We start from the raw sequence: 17,979 nt of genomic DNA, 5'->3' as shown, positions 1-17,979 counted from the left end.
TATCCCGTTTCAGACCGCAGGCAGACGGCGACGAACTGGCAACCGTTGTCGGACCGCCGGGGGAAGAAATTTACACCAATGAACAGGGCGCGGTAAAAGTCTATTTTCACTGGGATCGCCGGGGAAATCCGGATCACAGCGGCTCCTGCTGGTTGCGGGTGGCACACGGCTGGAACGGGGACGGATTCGGTTTTATGTCGATCCCGCGTATCGGGCAGGAAGTTATCGTGTCTTATCTTAACGGCGACATTGACCGACCGATTATCACCGGCTGCACTTATAACGGACGCAACCGTCCGCCGCTGAACCTGCCGAAAGAAAAAACCCGCACCACGTTCCGGACGAAAACCCATAAAGGTGAGGGGTTTAATGAACTGCGCTTTGAGGATCTGTCCGGGCAAGAGGAAATTTATCTTCACGCGCAGAAGGATATAAATGCACATATAGAAAATGATGCGCACTGGCATATTCAGCATGATTTTAAGCAGCGGATCGATAACAACAGCCATACCGAACTGGCGGGTGATGAGCATGTGATTATCAAAGGATCACAGAAGCACCAGACCACCGGAGATGTATCACAGCATATCAAAGGTGAACAGCACACCCGCGTGGACAGCAATCTGGTTACCGAAAGCGGACAGCAAACCCATCATCTCAGTGACGGAAAAATCATTATTGAGGCCGGAACGGAAATCACGCTGAAAGTTGGTGACAGTTTTATCCGTATCACACCGGGCGCGATTTTTACCTCGGGAAACCTGAACATTGGCGACAGCGGCCCGAGTGCAGGAGCGCCGGTAAAACTGGCGCTGCCTGATGGTGTGGCACCCTTTGAATCAGCTTATCCGGTAAAAAAATATTGTGCGGTCGCGGCACAGCACGCCGGTAGCATGATGGTTAAACCGATGGAGGAAGAGTGATGGCTGCCACCTGGACAGAATGGCTGAGAAACACGGATAAAGGGGATGTGTATTTTTTATTAAATACACTGATATCCGGGGATCCGCTAAACCGTTTTTATGCCAATGACTGGATTGAAGAGGCTCTTCCGGTATATGCCGGTACCAGATTGTCACATTTGAGTTCCGTTGGTCCCCTGATTATCAAAATAAAATGGCAGGCGTTATCTGCGATGGCAAAAACACTGGATACAGAACCTTTTTCTGATAACAGTTGGGGTTGGGCGTATCACAGCACTGACAGTTGGAAGCATCAGATAAAACACTGGCAGAAATATCAGTTTGTCATGTTTGAGGGTGAAGAACGGATTTTCCGCCTGTTTGACTCCCGGATTGCACAGGTCATCATCCCGGCATGCAAACCGGCAGACTGGTCTTATCTGCTGATGCCGGTAACAGATTGTTTTATCAGTACCTCTCAGGACAACGTAATAATTACCCGCCCCGGTTCGGCAGAGCCGAAAATCAGTTCAGGCTGCTTTGTATTAGGTGCACATCTGTGCCGTGCATGGGAACAATCTGCACAGTGCCGTGTGAATATGGCTGATAATTTTTATATTCAGTTCCGGGATGAATTTCCTGAGCTGGCACTGACACTGGATGAGCCGGAAGGACGACTGATGACACTGATTAATCACAGTATGGATGCGTATCAGGCGGACTTGGTTCATATCGCGTATCTGAGCAATGACATGTTTATCCGGTATCTGAAAAAGAATAACCTTACAGATGATAAATCAGGAATAACGGATGAACGCTAATAATCCTAAGCCTGTACAATATAATGATCCTTACTGTACCGATTGCAATAAACATAAAGTATGGATTGAAATTGTATTGGTTGATGAACTGAACCGGCCTGTTGCCGGAATGCCGTATACGCTGACAGTGTCAGGCGGGCAAACACGAACGGGGATTACTGATGTAACCGGATTGATCCGGGAGGAAAATCTGCCGCCGACAGCCTTCACATTAAAAACGGATGCTCAGAAACTGACCGATGAAATGGAAGATCGTGCATTACGGGCAAAAAGAGGGGAACAGCACTCAGACGTAAAAGCACAGGCGGCAAGTGAGGGGCACGGTTATCGTTATGTCGTGGTCGGTGAGTTATGTGACAGCGCACCTGATATAAAAAACTGGAACAAAGAGGCGTTCGGGCTGCCCCGTTATCATTTTAAAAGTGAAACTGAATTCAAGGGGATACGATTCTTCGGTAAGGATCTTTACCGTCGCCATATCATTGAAGTCTGCCCGTTCAGAGCCTGGTCACTTATTTTAAATCATGCCAAACTGTATGATTTGGTGAATGCGTATAACCTGGGTTTTTTGTCGTTGTTATCTTATCAGGACGAAATCATGGTTGATCCGGATGAACCGGATATTGATATGCGTCCGTTTATTGATGTTGAGAATACCGTCACCGCTTTTTTTTTATAATAGCTGCTTTGATTTATCGGTTATTCCTTCTTTTGTCGATGGTGAACGGTTTTATGGCATTGTGACCGATCTACCTTTCCGTGACCGGTATCGTCCGGCTGTCTTTCTTGACAGTTCACAATCTGAAAACCAGGAATTCTTTGAGCATGATACTCAGATGTTTTTTGTCGAGAATTCCACGCAAATTATTGCGGCCTGGCGGGGAACGGCAGGAGGGCGGGATGTTGTCACTGATCTCTCCTGCCGTGCGGTGCCGTACGCCCCAGTCGAAGGCGGCAAAGCCCATTACGGTTTTTTAAACGCTTACCAGTGTATGGCGAAATACTTTTCTAAAAAACTAGATGCGATAGGTTTAGCTGCTAATAAGAAAAAACTTTTTATTTGCGGGCACAGTCTTGGCGGAACGGCAGCATTACTGCATGCAGCGGAGTTACAAGGGCGCTCCCCTGTCACCTATACCTACGGTATGCCGCGGGTATTTTCAAAAACAGCCGTAACGGCATTAAGTAATCTTACACACTTCAGGCATGTCAATGATGCCGATTCTGTCACCAGTGTGCCTTTTGATACCAATATGGATAACTGGTTTTTTGAACTCTTTGGTCCCCTTGGCAGTATCTTAGGGTCAGTATGGATACTGGCCACAGCACCGACTGTCCCTTTGCAGAAAATGTTGCCGGATTTCGGGGAGGTGTACTGGCACCACGGTGAAACTATTTCCTTTTTTCAGGCAAGACAGATTGGTGAAGCATATCTGCCTGTGGGCAAAGGCTCGGCAACGGCACGCGCCCGCTGGCGTTTTGACTCAAAATATAAATTTTATCTGGTGCCCTCAATACGCAGTGACGTAAATGATGATTTAAAGCATCGGCAGGAACACCTCATTAGTACGATAGACAGAAATATTCTGAACGATGTCTTTCCCCGGCATAATAACCCGGATATTGATTCGATGTTTACTGACCCGTCCGACCATTCCATGATCACGCAATATTTGTCACTGATTAGTAATCAAGTGCTTAAACTGGTCGATAAAAAGAAAACCCCGGTTTCAGTAGAGCAAAAGGCAGAATTTATCCGCAGGACATATCAGGATGACGCCTATATGCCGAATGTGGAAAGAAACATTACGTTTATCAAATTAGAAAATATTCTTGAAGATGTATTTACAGAGCAGCACAAAAATACGGACAGTCAGGCTGCACTCACCCGGTTTGCGGAGAAAACCCATGAATTTACAAAATAATGTAATCACTACCCTGTTGTTATCATCGGTAATATTAAGCGGCTGCTCCTACAGCACCACACTATCGCCCCCGGTTGACAGCCGGAAAATTCATTTTTCTGCCACGGTGCCGGATGACCTGGAGTCCCTGCCGCTGTCCGCTATGTACCGCTCAAAAAAATGTACCCGAACCCGGACAAGCGGCAGCGGCAAATCGTATGAGGTACCGGGATTCAACAGTACAAAATACCCGCTGTCCGCCACATCCGCAGGTAATGTCACCGCTGATGTTCCGGTCAGTGGAGGCGGGTATTGTGACTGGCAGCTGAGTAATATTAAATTTGAGGTAAAACTAAAAAATCCGCAGGCGGTTGACCCGGAAATCACAAAAAATTATGGTTTTGAAGCGGTATTTATTACCGATAATAATGCCCCGCAGGCATTTAACGGCGGGTATGAAAATCACCGGGGTGATTTTAATAAGTCATTGTTATTGTTTACTTTAATTAGTGAGGTTTTTCTTGGTAAGCATGAAAAAATATTTTGGCTGATAGGTGAAAACGATATGCTGACCTACCGGTTATCCGGTTCAGACAATATTCATTTAACTGTAAATTATGAAAAGGGTATGCTCAGCCATTGGACTGGCGTTAAAGAAAAAAAAGAAGGGAATTCGCCAATAATGACCTATCCCAATGGCGAAATAGATCCTGATCCGGAGATTTTTCCTGACTATAAAAAATTGGTAGAAATGCGTGACGCGATGCAGAAAAAATAACAATAGCTGCTGGTTTTGATGTCACGGAGAAAACCCATGAATTTACAAAATAATGTAATCACTACCCTGTTGTTATCATCGGTAATATTAAGCGGCTGCTCCTACTGCACCACACTATCGCCCCCGGTTGACAGCCGGAAAATTCATTTTTCTGCCACGGTGCCGGATGACCTGGAGTCCCTGCCGCTGTCCGCCATGTACCGCTCAGAAAAGTGCCGGAAAACCCGCACCAAAGGTAACGGGGATTCTTACACGGTTCCCGGGTTTAATGCTGAAAAATACCCGCTGACCAGGGTGTCTCCGGGGGTATTTTCCGCCGATATTCCGGCAGAGGGCGGGGGAAGCTGTGACTGGACGCTGAGTAATATTAAATTTGAGGTAAAACTAAAGAATCCGCAGGAAGTTGACCCTGAAATCAAGGTTAACCATGGTTTCGAAACGGTGTTTATTACCGATAATAATGCCCCACAGGCATTTAACGGCGGGTATGAAAATCACCGGGGGGATTTTAGCAAATCAATATTGTTGTTCCCTCTTATGCGTGAGTTTTTCCTTGGTGGGTATAAAAAAACATTTTTGTTGGTGGGTGAAAACGATATGCAAACCTACCGATTATCAGGTTCAGATAATATCCATCTTACTGTTAATTATGAAAAAAACATGATAATCCATTGGGTCGGCGTGAAAGAAAAAAAAGAGGGGAACAGGAGTGTTATTACCTATCCAAATGGTGAAGAAGAAAGAGAATCAGAGAGCTACCCCAACTATAAAAAAACTGGTAGAAATGCGTGACGCGATGCAGAAAAAATAACAATAGCTGCTGGTTTCGATGTCACGGAGAAAACCCATGAATTTACAAAATAATCTGTTTATTACCTTATTATTATCACCAGTCGTACTTACAGGCTGCTCCTACAGCACCACACTATCCCCCTCGGTTGACAGCCGGAAAATTCATTTTTCTGCTACGGTGCCGGATGACCTGGAGTCCCTGCCGCTGTCCGCCATGTATCGCTCAAAAAAATGTACCCGAACCCGGACAAGCGGCAGCGGAAAATCGTATGAGGTACCGGGATTCAACAGTACAAAATACCCGTTGTCCGCCACATCCGCAGGTAATGTCACCGCTGATATCCCGGTCAGTGGAGGCGGGTATTGTGACTGGCAGCTCAGTAATATTAAATTTGAGGTAAAACTAAAAAATCCGCAGACAATTGACCCTATTATTACGGATAATTTTGGTTTTGAGGCAGTGTTTATTACTGATAATAATGCGCCGCAGGCGTTTAATGGTGGGTATATCCCTCACAGGGGAGACTTTAGTGAATCATTGTTATTATTTCCATTGGTACGTGAATCTTTTCTTGATGGGTATAAAAAAAACATTCAGACTTACAGGTTCAGATAGAACCTTAACCTACAGGCTATCCGGCACAAAAAAATGTTCATATCACCATAAATTATGAAAGAGATATGATCAGTTACTGGACTGGTGTTAAAGAAAAAAAACCAGAGAATAAAACCTCTCTTAAATACCCCAATGGTGAGATTGAATACAATTCAGAAATTTATCCTGACTATAAAAAAACTGGTAGAAATGCGTGACGCGATGCAGAAAAAATAACAATAGCTGCTGATTTTGATGTCACGGAGAAAACCCATGAATGTATCTGAATAAGTTATGCAGAACATTACTGTTCACTGTATTTATTATCGATAATAAGAGGACTATATGAGAGGGAAAATAAATCAGCATAAAATCATCATTAAAAATGATAGTACCAATACAGATGGAACTGTATTAAGCGGACATTTGTTTGCCACACAGAAAGACGAAATAGCCTGTTTGGGAGATGCCGTTTATTGCCCGCGATGTGATTCAACCGGCGTTATCACTGAAGGTAGTCCTATGATGAAAATACAAGGAATTCCTGTAGCATTGGAAGGGCATCATGTGGACTGTGGTTGTCCCAGGGGATGTTTTCTGGTAGCAAAGGATTAGGGATGTATACGAAAAAATCAAAACCCATGCTGAACAGTAATAATCTTCTTTTGTGTTTTTCATATTTTCCTGAATAGAGTTATTGTTATTAATTAATATGATGATAACGTTTTTTGTATAGATAATTACCATTATTTTATATGGTGTAAATTTTAATTAAATTAAAATTGACGGGTTTGAAATATTTTTATGGATGTTTGTGAAGCAGAACGAAAAAGTAAATAAGATAATTATCCGATAACAATGATTATTTTCATAAGGAGAAGTATGCGCATTAATTATAATTGGCTGGCAAAGTTACTGGTTGTATTATCGGTTGGTTTTATCCTTTCCGGTTGCTTTACTACTATGTTGGTAAAGCATACTGATACCGGCCGCGGGACATTAAATGAATGGAAAAGTGATACTATCACCGGCTTATCACAGGCACAGGACAGGGATGGAAATAAGGGATATGTTTTTGTCGGTAATACATTTGACTATCTGCTTACTGAGGGTACAGACAATCTGGTTAAGTTACTAAATGATCCGAAAATAGAGCGCCGTGACATTGAAGTAATCGGTATAACTAAATTTATTATTAAAAATGGCAGAAAGAAGTTTGATGGGCAGTTAACACTCCGATATATGTGGAAATCAGAGGACGTGAAAAAAAACGTTGAACAGCTACGGTTTTGTCTGCGCGGACGATACCTGCTTATTGGAATTATCTAGACTGTCAGGTACTGTCCACAGAAAAAATATAAATCGTAATTATTCTCAGCAATTAACATTCTATCACCCGTTTACTATTGGATTCTACGAATATAAGACAAGAGGGGCGTCAAAAGGTTTTTCGGAAGTAATGACCCCTGTTACTCTTACATTAGATGTTATCACATCACCACTTCAAATTTTAGGACTCGGTATTATAGTGCTGGCCGAGGAGATTTAATTAAACTTAACTGTTATGTGGCGGTCACTATTTTTTGAATAATTATACCCTTATTCATTCAAATTACAGATTTATTAGCTGCATTTTGAATGACATTGGGTATAAATCTTCTGCCATAAAATCAGCAGATGTTATGACGGAATCAGTCCGTTTTACCGGAGCTCAGATAATCTGTATTTTAAAATTGCGGAACTCACGGTCTTGCAAGGAACCCTTTGCGTTACAGAAAAAAATGGGAGATGATGAGAATATAGTCACTGACAAAAGGTAATATAACTATGTTTCCGGAATATCGTGATTTGATCTCCCATCTGCGCCAGAACAATCTCAATTTTCGTACACTTTTTGATAAGCATAACCAACTCGACCATGAAATAGCCCGGTTAGAGCACTCTGACAGGAGAGGCTATGGTGATGAAGTTGTGGAATTAAAAAAACAGAAGTTACGATTGAAAGAGGAAATTCATCAGATCCTCAAAAACCCGCCTGAAGATGAATAAATACTGTTTACAGCCATCGGTTATACCGGTGGCTTTTTTTATGTATCAGTATAAATCACAGGGCAAGCTGCCGGATAAATTGCAGTGAAATGAATTCTGTTCGGTATTTCCGGTATTGTGCCACCAGTTTAGCAAAAGGTATAAAAGCAACCACCAAAACGGAGAAAATATGATCCGCTGCCGACTGATGACAAAAGAAGATTGCACACAGGTCACTGCACTATTACAGGCTAATGCACAGTCCCGGCAGGGGGGCTTGCTCGGAGAATACCCTCCGGAAAAAGTGGAAAGTATGTTTATACATTCTCTTCATACGGTTGTCGCAGAAACCGGAAATACCCTTGTCGGTGTTCTGTTTAGTTTTTCGCCCGGAGCCGCATCCGTTTCACCGGTTACACAGCAAATATCAGATCAATTTAATGCATTGCTGGAAAATAACTGGTTTTACGGCCCGGTATGTATTGATGCTGATTATCGCGGGCAAGGCGTGCTTCAGTCGCTTTATAAAACAATGTGTGAACTGAATAAAGGAAAGCCGGTTGCGTTTATTAACCAGGACAACGTGCGGTCTGTTCAGGCTCATCTGAAATCAGGAATGAGAGAAGCAGGGCGGTTTACCTGTGACGGAATATCATATTTATTGATGATTGGCAGTAAATAAGTATATTTACTCATGAATCTCATATCAATTATCCTGCGGAAACGGTTCGTTTTTTGTAAAAATGAACCATTTATCTTTTTTTAGTTATCCGCTTCTCCTTTTTACGTAGTATTAACTATACTGTTGGAGAAATAACGAATGTCCGCTTTAACATGATTTTCAATTCAAGGAGCTTGTTATGGGGTATTACGAATTAAAGAAATCCACGAAAGATACACCGCAACCGTACTATTTTGTTCTGAAAGCCGGAAACCATGAAATTATTGCAACCAGTGAAATGTATGCCTCAAAGCAGGGGGCATTAAACGGTATTGCATCAATACAGAAAAACGGATCATCTGAAGTAATTAAAGACCTTATCTGATAAGGTATTGTTTTAAATATATAAGGCTCACTGCGGGGTGTTGTTAACGTGGTGAGCCTTATTTTTTTGTATTTTATGTCTGCAACGATGTGTCCGGAATGACAAAATATCAGCACGGTATTCTCTGGCTGAAACACAATGATGGTTGTCTTATATGCAAAAGATTATTGTCTGACTGCCGTTTATAGTATGGTTACAGTTATAGTTTCCGGATTGAATACAATGATTTTACTGTTATTAATGTGTGGCTGTATTGTCGGGTCGACAACGGTGTTATTTGGTTTTGGCGGTGGTTTTTTTTATTGTTCCGCTGCTGTATGCACTGTTAACCACGGGTATTGACAGCAGGATCTGTGATGCGGCAATGCACATTGCGGTGGCGACATCCACCTGCGTTATGATATTCAGTGCGTCAATGGCAACTTTTCGTCAGCATCAAACAGGAATGATTGACTGGTGCCTGGTTCGTCCTCTGGTCGGCTATATTGCATCAGGCGCTGTTTTGGGTGCTATATTTGCAATATCGATGAAAGGTATATGGGTTAAGTGGATTTTTATCAGCTATTTGGTGATAACGTTGCTGGATAGTTTTTTCCGTCCGGGTTTTGTGACACAGGCGGCGGGTGCTGTCCGTCCGATGTCGGGCGGAGTGACTGCCATTACCGGCACAACAATCGGTATTGTCGCTGCATTTCTGGGAGTGGGGGGTAGTGTGATGACTGTTCCGCTGATGCGCAGGCGTGGTGCTAAGATGGCACAGGCAACCGCGATGGCGAATCCGTTATCCCTGCCGATGGCGTTGGCGGGAACCCTGACTTACATTGTGATGGCGTGGAATGATACTGCAGTGCCGGGCCGTGGTTTTGCCGGTTATGTGGATGTTCAGGCATTTATTTTACTGGTTGCCGGCTCCTGGCTGGGGCAAAAATTAAGTGCACCACTGATTGGCCGGATTCCGGACAGATTTTATGCTAAATCCTATCTCGGGCTGCTGGTTTTTGTTCTTTTGGTGATGGTCGTTATTTAGATAAATATCAGTAAAATCGGCGTTCTGTTACTAAAATACGATAAAGTGGCTTTTGGGCTTTATTATCTGGTTTTGTGATCTATAAGCTTTATTTATATCTTCTGTTGCCTTTAAATAGTCAGGAGCATTTTTTAAGGCTCAGGCTATAAAATACTAAGCAAGGTTTACAGGAGATCTGATCATGATGCCAATCACGAAAAGTACAATGGTATACCCTATTAGTTTCTTTACCTGCATGGCAGTCGTCATCTTTATTATTGCGTTAGTGATGAAATAACCGGGTAATACGGATGAAAACCTCCCGGAAAACGGGAGGTTTTTATATCGCCTTATCAGGCGTCTGAATAACCCATGGATAACAGTTTAATAATGATCAGATCGCGCCCTGTTTATCCTCTTTCATTTTTTTACTTTTTTTCCCTTTCTCACTTTTAACTTTAGCGTCATGCTTAATAATCTTTGCATTATTTTCCGCTTTCGAGGCAGAAATACCGGAGTGTGCTGCTGAAACAGCCGGTGAAGATGTAGATGCCATTGCACCATAAGAAAGTAAGCTGGCCAGTGTAGCGACAATAATAACAGAACGTTTCATTTTGATATCCTCAGGATTGGGTTGATACCGGCGTTTGCGGGTATGGATGAAACATATTCCTGTTTTTTTCGCCGCACAACAGAATGTACATAAACAATGATAATATTTTCAATTCTAAATAAAACTGACAAATACTGATGTTGTCACATAAGGTAAATTAACAAAATTACCATAATAAACAATTGGTTAATTTATTTTTTGTAAGGTATGAAATGGTTTGTAAATCGTTAATTTTATTTCGTGATACAGCTTCTTTTATTATTATCAACTTAACTCACATATTGTCATATACACTATGTCACCTTAATTTAATTTTAATTAAACTCGAAATGTCCGGATTTATAGTAAAAGGTTTTATCTCTGATAGCAGAACAGCAGCAGTGTATTTCTGCTGCTCTCTGTATTAATCAGTACTGGTGTTATCTTCTTTTTCCCCTTTGAAACGACCTGATAATACATCCGATACAAATTGATCAGGCTGTATCTCCGGATGATCACACACCCAGGCTTTGACGGACTGTTTACGGGCAGAAATAAAGCCGGCTAATTCCCGGAAAATACGTTTTTCAACATTACACAGCCCGCCTTCCCTCATTTCCATGGGATGAATAAGTACGGCATAATTTTGCGGCAAGAGTTTTTTCCATAACGGGCGGGGGGGATCCAGTTGTAAAACAGCTTTTTGCAGTGTTTTTGCCGCAGAGAGCATATCCCCCACAAGCAGGCGACTGGTTGTAAATGGTACTTCCGCGGTTTCTGTCACTTCCCGGTGCGAACAGACATCCCGGATAATCATCTTATTTGGGTAAAGCCGGATATAGAGATAAGTTGTATTCATTTTTAGCTTTTTGTGCGCAAATATTCGTGTGGATTATTTTAAATTAGCAGATAAAACAATCAATTGATTTTTCTTTGTTCTGTGTCACCGGGATCATTTTTGATCTTATGATTGACGTCTTTCTGTGCATTGCCTACGATATTAATTCATTCAAATGAATTAATTAATGGGGTCGATGATGAAAACATTACGTTCTGCTATTCCGGATAGTTTTTCTTTACAGGAGCGGGATCGCCGCTGGGAGCTGGCTCGTGACATCATGCGTCAGCGCAATTTAGATGTTTTGATCGTTTATGGTGACCGGGAATCGGCGGCACCTGCACCTTTTTGTGTGGATCATTATTTTACCAATGACCGTCTCGGGTCAGTGGTGATTTTTTATCAGGATAATGACCCGATCGTGGTGACATTTGCGCCGATGATGATAGCTGACCACATGCAGGCGGCTATGCGGGGAGATAATCAATGGTTATCACCGGAGCAGATCATGGTCGGGAAAACCGGGCGCAATATCGGCGCATTACTGAAAGAAATTAATGTCCCGGCGACAGCACAAATCGGGGTCATCGGTCTGGAGCCATATCCGCCGTTTTATTTTGATGGTGCGATGCCGTTCAATACCTTAACCGGAATTAAAGAAGCGTATCCGCAGGCGGAGATTGTGCCGGTTTACCGCGACTTTTTTGTCCGCGCATCAGTAAAAAGTGAGGAAGAACTGGTACATATCCGCCATGCAGCCGCTATTGGTGAGGCGATGAGCGAAATAATGCGGGTGACGGCAGTACCGGGCAACAGCGAGGCTGATATTGCAGCGGCAGTGACGGCAACATGTCTTTCTGCGGGCGGCTTCACGGCTGAAATCTTACTTGGATCCGGTCCTGAATATATTGGTTGGGGACAACCGGCCTGGCAGTATCGCTCTCAGCGCCCACGGGAAATTGAGCGTGGTGATATTGTATTGTCAGAGATTTTCGCACTGTATGGAATGTATGAAACACAGCACCAGGCCGCAGTTGCCGTCGGTAAAATTCATCCGGAACTGGAAAAAGCAGCGCAAGTCGCGCGGGAATGTTATGAAATAGGGGTAAGCTATCTGAAAGAGGGGGTAACATTCGGGGAAGTGGTTGATGAGATGGAAAAACCATTACTCGCTTCCGGTGGCTGGCATGTACATCCGCTCATTCACAGCATCAATCCTTACGGACCAATAGGGTTCGGGACAGCACCGGGTATTGAATCACTGCCGCTGGTAAGTCGTTACCGCAAAGTGGAGCGTTTGCCAAACCCGGGGCGTGAATTAGTTTTGCAGGCAGGAATGAGCTTTGCATTTGAACCAAACTGTGCCTTTGGCTATCATCTGTGTAACTTAGGCGGCACAGTGATTGTCGGGAAAAACGCAGGGATTGAACTCAACGATAACTCGACCAGGCTGATGCGCGCTGATATCTGACATTCTGATGGGTAACCGCAGTATATGCAAAAAACGAATAAACACTCCGCATCATCGGAACAAACCAGAGAGAAGCTGATACAGACAGGGATCCGCCTGTTTGCGCTCTACGGGGTGAATGGTGTCCGTACCCGGCAGTTGGCGGAGGAAGCCGGTGTCAATCAATCGGCTATTCCGTATCATCTGGACGGAAAGCAGGGCGTGTATGCCGCGGTTATCCGGAAAATTACAGACGATTTGGCGGCGATGACAAATGCACCACAGGCGGATTTTGCATTGCAGCAGCTTATGCAGCAACCGGAACCGGACAAAGAGTCACTCAGACGTGTGTTAGTCAGTCTGATGAATGGCCTGGGGCAGGCGCTGTTGTCGCCTGATCATGCACTGTATGCACAATTGATCCTGCGCGAGCAACTGGAGCAGACTGAGCACTATGATGTTATCTATCAAACGTTTATCCTGCCGGTTCACGAGCGGCTGACATCTCTTATCTGTCTGGCAGATCCCCGGACGGATATGCAGGCTGCCATTATTACCGCACACGCGCTGATCGGGCAGATTCTGGGATTTGTAGTGGCAAAAAAAGCCTATCTCCGCCGCAGCGGGCTTGAGCGGATCAGTGATAATGAACTGGTGCTCATTCTGCACCAGGTAACGACGTTATCCTGTCGTGCGCTGGGATTTGATGCTGACTGACTGTCGTGCCGGTTTACGGCACGACAGATTTGTTGATCACCAACCCGGCACAGCTCCGCCGTTAAATAATGTTTCGGCAGCTTTTGCCACTTCCGGAGACTGATAAGATTTAATAAATTTCTGCACGTTTTCCGCGTCTTTATTATCTTCGCGGGTCACAATAATATTGACGTACGGGGACTCTTTATCTTCAATAAAAATACCGTCTTTTACCGGGGATAACCCGGTCTGCTGAAGATAGGTTGTACTGATAATGGCGACGGTAACTTTTGGATCTTTTATTACCCGTGGTAATTGTGCGCCTTCCAGCTCCATAATATTCAGTTTCAGCGGGTTATCTGTGATATCAAGTGCGGTCGGCAGTAACCCGGTGCCGGATTTTAATTTTATTAATTTCTCTTTTTCCATTAACAATAATGCACGACCCAGGTTTGTCGGGTCATTTGGCATTGCAACGGTATCTCCGGTTTTTAATTCACTGATATTTTTAATTTTATCTGAATAGCCGGCCATCGGAAAAACAAATGTATTCGCGACCGCCACAAGATTATAACCACGGGCATTATTGTCCTGAGCTAAAAACGGACGGTGCTGGAAGACATTCGCATCAAGATCACCATTGGCAGTCGGGTCATTCGGCAGCAGCGAACCACTGAAGCCGACAAGTTCGACATCCAGTCCGTATTGTTCTTTTGCCACCTTTTTCGCAACTTCGGCCACATCCTGCTCAGCGCCGTTAATCACGCCAACTTTAATTTTCGACATGTCTGTTTTGTCATTATCACAGCCGGATAATAAAATGCTCAACGCAATAATAATGCCGGGAAAAAACCTGAAAAGTCGTTGTTTCATTATGATCACCGTTATGTTTGCTGAATGTATTTATCAGTAAATAGCGGTAAAAAGGAGAAAAGGTCAACGGGGAGGATCATGCAAAAATTTCATCTTGACAAGATAAAAAAAAAAAGCCCGCAATCCTGCGGGCATAATCACAACATTTCTTCAGGGTACTCTCTACTTGGATGGGATAACTATACCGTGTCAGATGTGTAGTAGTGTCCGGCCTCTTAAAGCTTGTTTAATGTATTATCGTTTTTTGTCAGCAAAGTATGACTAAATGTGACAGAGCTACTGTTCAGGTATGAAACAGAATAAGAAGGAGGAAAAAGGAATAAGAAATGAAACAAAATAACCGGGGATTTAATATCTCATTACAAAATACACGATTATTGACCTGTTCATAAAAGTGTATTCAGATATACTCATTTCACAAGTAGCTATCATATATATTATTCTAATAAATATCTCTTTCCCCCTATTTACCAGTGAAAAATGGAGTAGACATATGCCGGGTAAAATTTTTTCACCAAAACATAATCCTGTTGAGCGCGTTGCTTTTGATATGGCGCTGGCATTAGCATCAAAAATTGAAGCAATCAGAACGCCGGAACAATTAATGGCAGAGATAGCCGCATTGTATCCGGAGTGCTACGAGGCCGCAGAAAGCCACCGCAAGATGGAATACCTCGGTTCTCATGTAAAATTGCATTCAGTCGGATAATACGGCCTTACTAAGTATTAATATCTATAAAACGTCTCTTTACCGGGACGTTTTATTTTTTCAATCTGTGCGGATGTGATTTTATATATTTATTATAAATACGCTGGCATTCTCTGTTATTTAAATAGCTGACAGTGAAATATATCCTGTTATGCAGAAACTGCGCATAATCGTTATCTTTGATAATAAGGGATATTAGTGCAGCAACCCGGGAAAGAACGGGCTTATCTGCCCTGAGCAGCATTGTCCGCCGCCGATGGACAGAATCCTAATCTGATAGAGCGGATGTGAAAGGTGAGGGCTGAAGAGGGCGTGGAATCCATCTATTTTACCAACACTTGACCCGAAACAAAAATATTACAGGTTATTACTCCTATAATTCTCAGCTAACTTCCTTATTGATACCGATGTGATTGTATGGCTAACAAATTGAATCTTAACTGGCCTGAGTTTTTAGAAAAATACTGGCAAAAAAAACCGGTTGTATTGAAAAATGCATTTCCTGACTTTGTCGATCCTATCACACCAGATGAGCTGGCAGGATTGGCAATGGAGCCTGAAGTTGACAGCCGGCTTGTCAGCCTTAACGACGGAAAATGGCAGGCAAGCCATGGTCCTTTTGAGGATTATAGTGAATTAGGAGAAACAGGTTGGTCATTGCTGGTACAGGCCGTCAACCATTGGCATATGCCTTCTGCTGAATTGGTGCAACCATTTCGGGTATTACCGGAGTGGCGTCTTGATGACCTGATGATTTCGTATTCGGTTCCGGGTGGTGGTGTCGGGCCGCATATTGATAACTATGACGTTTTTATTATTCAGGGAATGGGGCGTCGCCGCTGGCGTGTGGGCGATGCACTGCCGATGCGCCAGTTCTGTCCGCATCCTGCATTGCTGCATGTTGACCCGTTTGAGCCAATCATTGATGTCGAAATGTCACCGGGTGATATTCTGTATATTCCGCCGGGATTCCCGCACGACGGGTTTACGTTTGAAGACACGATGAATTACTCTGTCGGTTTTCGCGGACCAAACGGACGTGATTTGCTGAGTAGTTTCGCGGATTATGCGCTGGAAAATGATTTAGGTGGCGTGCATTACAGTGATCCTGAACTGACGGTGCGTGACAGTGCGGGAATTGTGGAAGCACATGAAATTGATCGCCTGCGCGCCATGATGATTGAGATGATAAACCAGCCGGGAGATTTTGAGCAGTGGTTTGGTCGTTTTGCAACCACCGCCCGCCACGAATTGGATATTGCACCTGCCGAGCCTGAGTATCTGCAGGATGAAGTATTGAGTGCGTTGAATGCCGGTGAAACGCTGACCCGTCTTAGCGGCCTGCGCGTAATGCGTATCGGTGACAGTTTTTTTATTAATACAGAAGCCTGGGTTACCGCAGATGCTAAGGGCGCAAATGCACTGTGCCAATTTACCGAATTCGGAATAAACGAATTAGGTGATGCATTACAAAATCCGGCCTTTGTTGCAGAATTAACTGAATTTATCAATCAGGGTTATTGGTACTTCGGGGAATAAAGCGTTTTTTGTTATTATGTAATTATCCGGAAATAGATGTTTATTTCCGGATTTTTTATATTGGTTGGAATGTCTCTCTAACTTGTAAGCAATATCCATCAGAATCCACAATACGTAAAATTGAAACAGAGGGGCGAATTATCCCTGAGCTGTATTGCAGCTGTGATGATCCGGAATGCGGATACACCTATGTTGTGACAATTACATATTCACATACCATTCGTCAGAGCAAACTGGATGTGCCGTTACCTCACCGGGGACTTTGTATAAAGGTTCTGAACAGACAGAATGCCCGATAAATTTCTATCACCGGTATGCCGGAAAATGCGCCGGATATCATTTATTGTTTTCAGGTGATTTCATTTTTTCATTTCCCGCAAACCCGCATGAATACTGACTTTTGTAATTTTGTGCGGGTTCCCGTCCCGGCGTAAAATCTCACGTAAAACAGAAAAACCATTTAATTTCAATTGGTTGAGCTTTCATTCTTGCTCATGCCATCGCACTGAAACTGAAATTTACTGAAAAACGTTTCACACATTTCAGTTTGGAAAAATCGCTGGAAACCCAGCAGCCACGCACTCCGGCGGTATGGTTTGAACAAAATGAAAACTGAAATAAATTCCAGACCCAAAAGCCGCAGGCGGGTGCGGTGTAGTGCGTTTTACGTGACAAATTGTTTTCTTTCGTATCAAATAACATTTTGAGTAGCACAAATTTTTTAATCTTAAGTGCCTATTGGTTAATCAATTTGATATGTGTACTATGTACATGTCGAGGCGTATCGGAAGCGATCATCCAGCAATGGGTGCAACTAATCTCGGGAGGCTTGTCCTCTAGCTTTGCTAGTCTGCTATGCAGGCGTTATCCTAATTACTACGTATGACGCCTCGACACATTTAAGGACAAATTATGGTTAACTTCGCAAATAGAATTTGGTGGACAAAAAAAACAAGAATTAAAACTGAAAAAAGATTATTAAATTTGAATTTTTATTCACAGTTATTAGTTCTTTGGTATTCTGTTTTTTTAGCTGGATATTCTATATATTCTTTAGTCGAACCTGTGAGCGGAAATAAAGAATCGGCAATTATGACGGCTTTATCTATTTCAGTTATGGTTGTTACTATTTTTATTAGTAGTATGAATTTTAAAGGAAGAAGCTTACTTGTTAAAGAATGCTATGAACAGTTAGGGGTGGTATATGCGAAGTCAATAACTAATAAATATAATAAAATTAATTTAGAAGCAGAGTATAAATCTATATTATCAATCTCTGAAAACCACCTAGATTTAGATTTTTGTTGTGCAGTTGTTGAAGAATACTTTTCAACTAAAGATAAATCATTGCTAAGTAAAATACCAACTTGGCAACAATATATTAGATATTTTTTTTTATAAATCAAGTAG

The 17,979-nt window shown here is 42.9% G+C and carries 22 protein-coding genes; 19 read left to right on the top strand and 3 right to left on the bottom strand.

Annotated features, from left to right (window positions below; genetic code table 11):
* The 13 genes from AYY17_RS03420 to AYY17_RS03370 all read left to right on the top strand — a co-directional run.
* A partial coding sequence (locus AYY17_RS03420; protein WP_156656617.1) for a type VI secretion system Vgr family protein occupies nt 1–923 on the top strand: 923 nt, incomplete at its 5' end.
* Entirely contained in the window at nt 923–1,723 is an 801-nt protein-coding gene (locus tag AYY17_RS03415; protein WP_067421253.1) for a DUF4123 domain-containing protein, read from the top strand. The genes AYY17_RS03420 and AYY17_RS03415, both read left to right, overlap by 1 nt.
* Nucleotides 1,713–2,402, top strand: coding sequence for a hypothetical protein (locus tag AYY17_RS22070; protein ID WP_235845258.1), 690 nt, complete (start codon nt 1,713–1,715; stop codon nt 2,400–2,402). Before AYY17_RS03415 ends, AYY17_RS22070 begins: the two co-directional genes overlap by 11 nt.
* A gap of 61 nt (nt 2,403–2,463) precedes the next feature.
* Nucleotides 2,464–3,648 carry a lipase family protein gene (locus tag AYY17_RS22065; RefSeq protein WP_235845257.1) on the top strand — a complete coding sequence of 395 codons (1,185 nt, stop codon included), beginning with the start codon at nt 2,464–2,466 and terminating at the stop codon, nt 3,646–3,648.
* Nucleotides 3,632–4,405, top strand: a complete 774-nt coding sequence (locus AYY17_RS03405; RefSeq protein WP_067421251.1) for a hypothetical protein — start codon at nt 3,632–3,634, stop codon at nt 4,403–4,405. The genes AYY17_RS22065 and AYY17_RS03405 overlap by 17 nt, the downstream gene beginning before the upstream one ends.
* A 294-nt stretch (nt 4,406–4,699) precedes the next feature.
* Entirely contained in the window at nt 4,700–5,197 is a 498-nt protein-coding gene (locus AYY17_RS03400; protein WP_156656616.1) for a hypothetical protein, read from the top strand.
* 55 nt (nt 5,198–5,252) lie between these two features.
* On the top strand, nt 5,253–5,813 hold the full coding sequence (locus AYY17_RS03395) for a hypothetical protein (RefSeq protein WP_082981239.1): 561 nt from the start codon (nt 5,253–5,255) through the stop codon (nt 5,811–5,813).
* A gap of 324 nt (nt 5,814–6,137) precedes the next feature.
* Nucleotides 6,138–6,407, top strand: coding sequence for a PAAR domain-containing protein (locus tag AYY17_RS21010; protein WP_082981238.1), 270 nt, complete (start codon nt 6,138–6,140; stop codon nt 6,405–6,407).
* Between the two features lie 267 nt (nt 6,408–6,674).
* On the top strand, nt 6,675–7,121 hold the full coding sequence (locus tag AYY17_RS03390; protein WP_082981237.1) for a YidX family protein: 447 nt from the start codon (nt 6,675–6,677) through the stop codon (nt 7,119–7,121).
* A 498-nt stretch (nt 7,122–7,619) separates the two neighbouring features.
* Nucleotides 7,620–7,841: a DUF465 domain-containing protein gene (locus AYY17_RS03385; RefSeq protein WP_067398524.1), complete on the top strand. Its 222-nt coding sequence runs from the start codon at nt 7,620–7,622 to the stop codon at nt 7,839–7,841.
* Nucleotides 7,842–8,010: 169 nt separating this feature from the next.
* Nucleotides 8,011–8,502, top strand: coding sequence for a GNAT family N-acetyltransferase (locus AYY17_RS03380; RefSeq protein WP_067421248.1), 492 nt, complete (start codon nt 8,011–8,013; stop codon nt 8,500–8,502).
* Nucleotides 8,503–8,680: 178 nt separating this feature from the next.
* Nucleotides 8,681–8,866 (top strand): YegP family protein, encoded by a 186-nt coding sequence (locus AYY17_RS03375; RefSeq protein ID WP_067398520.1) that lies wholly within the window; start codon nt 8,681–8,683, stop codon nt 8,864–8,866.
* Nucleotides 8,867–9,155: 289 nt separating this feature from the next.
* The gene (locus tag AYY17_RS03370) at nt 9,156–9,893 is read left to right on the top strand and encodes a sulfite exporter TauE/SafE family protein (protein ID WP_235845262.1); all 738 of its coding nucleotides are present in this window, start codon (nt 9,156–9,158) and stop codon (nt 9,891–9,893) included.
* A 373-nt stretch (nt 9,894–10,266) separates the two neighbouring features.
* Here the strand turns inward: AYY17_RS03370 and AYY17_RS03365 are convergent, their stop codons facing one another.
* Nucleotides 10,267–10,485 carry a hypothetical protein gene (locus tag AYY17_RS03365; RefSeq protein WP_067398517.1) on the bottom strand — a complete coding sequence of 73 codons (219 nt, stop codon included), beginning with the start codon at nt 10,483–10,485 and terminating at the stop codon, nt 10,267–10,269.
* Nucleotides 10,486–10,888: 403 nt separating this feature from the next.
* Complete coding sequence (locus AYY17_RS03360) at nt 10,889–11,323, bottom strand: hypothetical protein (RefSeq protein WP_067421246.1); 435 nt, start codon at nt 11,321–11,323, stop codon at nt 10,889–10,891.
* A gap of 178 nt (nt 11,324–11,501) precedes the next feature.
* Between AYY17_RS03360 and AYY17_RS03355 the strand changes: the two genes are divergently transcribed.
* A complete protein-coding gene (locus AYY17_RS03355) occupies nt 11,502–12,773 on the top strand; it encodes a M24 family peptidase (protein ID WP_067421244.1) in 1,272 nt (423 codons plus the stop codon).
* A 24-nt stretch (nt 12,774–12,797) separates the two neighbouring features.
* On the top strand, nt 12,798–13,469 hold the full coding sequence (locus AYY17_RS03350) for a CerR family C-terminal domain-containing protein (protein ID WP_067421242.1): 672 nt from the start codon (nt 12,798–12,800) through the stop codon (nt 13,467–13,469).
* Nucleotides 13,470–13,505: 36 nt separating this feature from the next.
* Here the strand turns inward: AYY17_RS03350 and nlpA are convergent, their stop codons facing one another.
* Nucleotides 13,506–14,321: a lipoprotein NlpA gene (gene nlpA / locus AYY17_RS03345; RefSeq protein WP_067398512.1), complete on the bottom strand. Its 816-nt coding sequence runs from the start codon at nt 14,319–14,321 to the stop codon at nt 13,506–13,508.
* A 493-nt stretch (nt 14,322–14,814) separates the two neighbouring features.
* Between nlpA and AYY17_RS03340 the strand changes: the two genes are divergently transcribed.
* The 4 genes from AYY17_RS03340 to AYY17_RS03320 all read left to right on the top strand — a co-directional run bounded on the left by AYY17_RS03340 (nt 14,815) and on the right by AYY17_RS03320 (nt 17,970).
* Nucleotides 14,815–15,030, top strand: a complete 216-nt coding sequence (locus AYY17_RS03340) for a hypothetical protein (protein ID WP_067421240.1) — start codon at nt 14,815–14,817, stop codon at nt 15,028–15,030.
* 417 nt (nt 15,031–15,447) lie between these two features.
* Nucleotides 15,448–16,569 carry a ribosomal protein uL16 3-hydroxylase gene (locus tag AYY17_RS03330; RefSeq protein ID WP_067421237.1) on the top strand — a complete coding sequence of 374 codons (1,122 nt, stop codon included), beginning with the start codon at nt 15,448–15,450 and terminating at the stop codon, nt 16,567–16,569.
* Entirely contained in the window at nt 16,551–16,868 is a 318-nt protein-coding gene (locus AYY17_RS22675) for an ogr/Delta-like zinc finger family protein (protein ID WP_412779001.1), read from the top strand. The genes AYY17_RS03330 and AYY17_RS22675 overlap by 19 nt, the downstream gene beginning before the upstream one ends.
* Before the next feature lie 613 nt (nt 16,869–17,481).
* Entirely contained in the window at nt 17,482–17,970 is a 489-nt protein-coding gene (locus tag AYY17_RS03320; RefSeq protein WP_067421233.1) for an SLATT domain-containing protein, read from the top strand.
* The last annotated feature ends 9 nt before the right edge of the window (nt 17,971–17,979 follow it).

The organism is Morganella psychrotolerans (assembly GCF_001676055.1).
Classification (GTDB): domain Bacteria; phylum Pseudomonadota; class Gammaproteobacteria; order Enterobacterales; family Enterobacteriaceae; genus Morganella; species Morganella psychrotolerans_B.
This window is presented reverse-complemented; position numbering and strand designations above follow the sequence as displayed.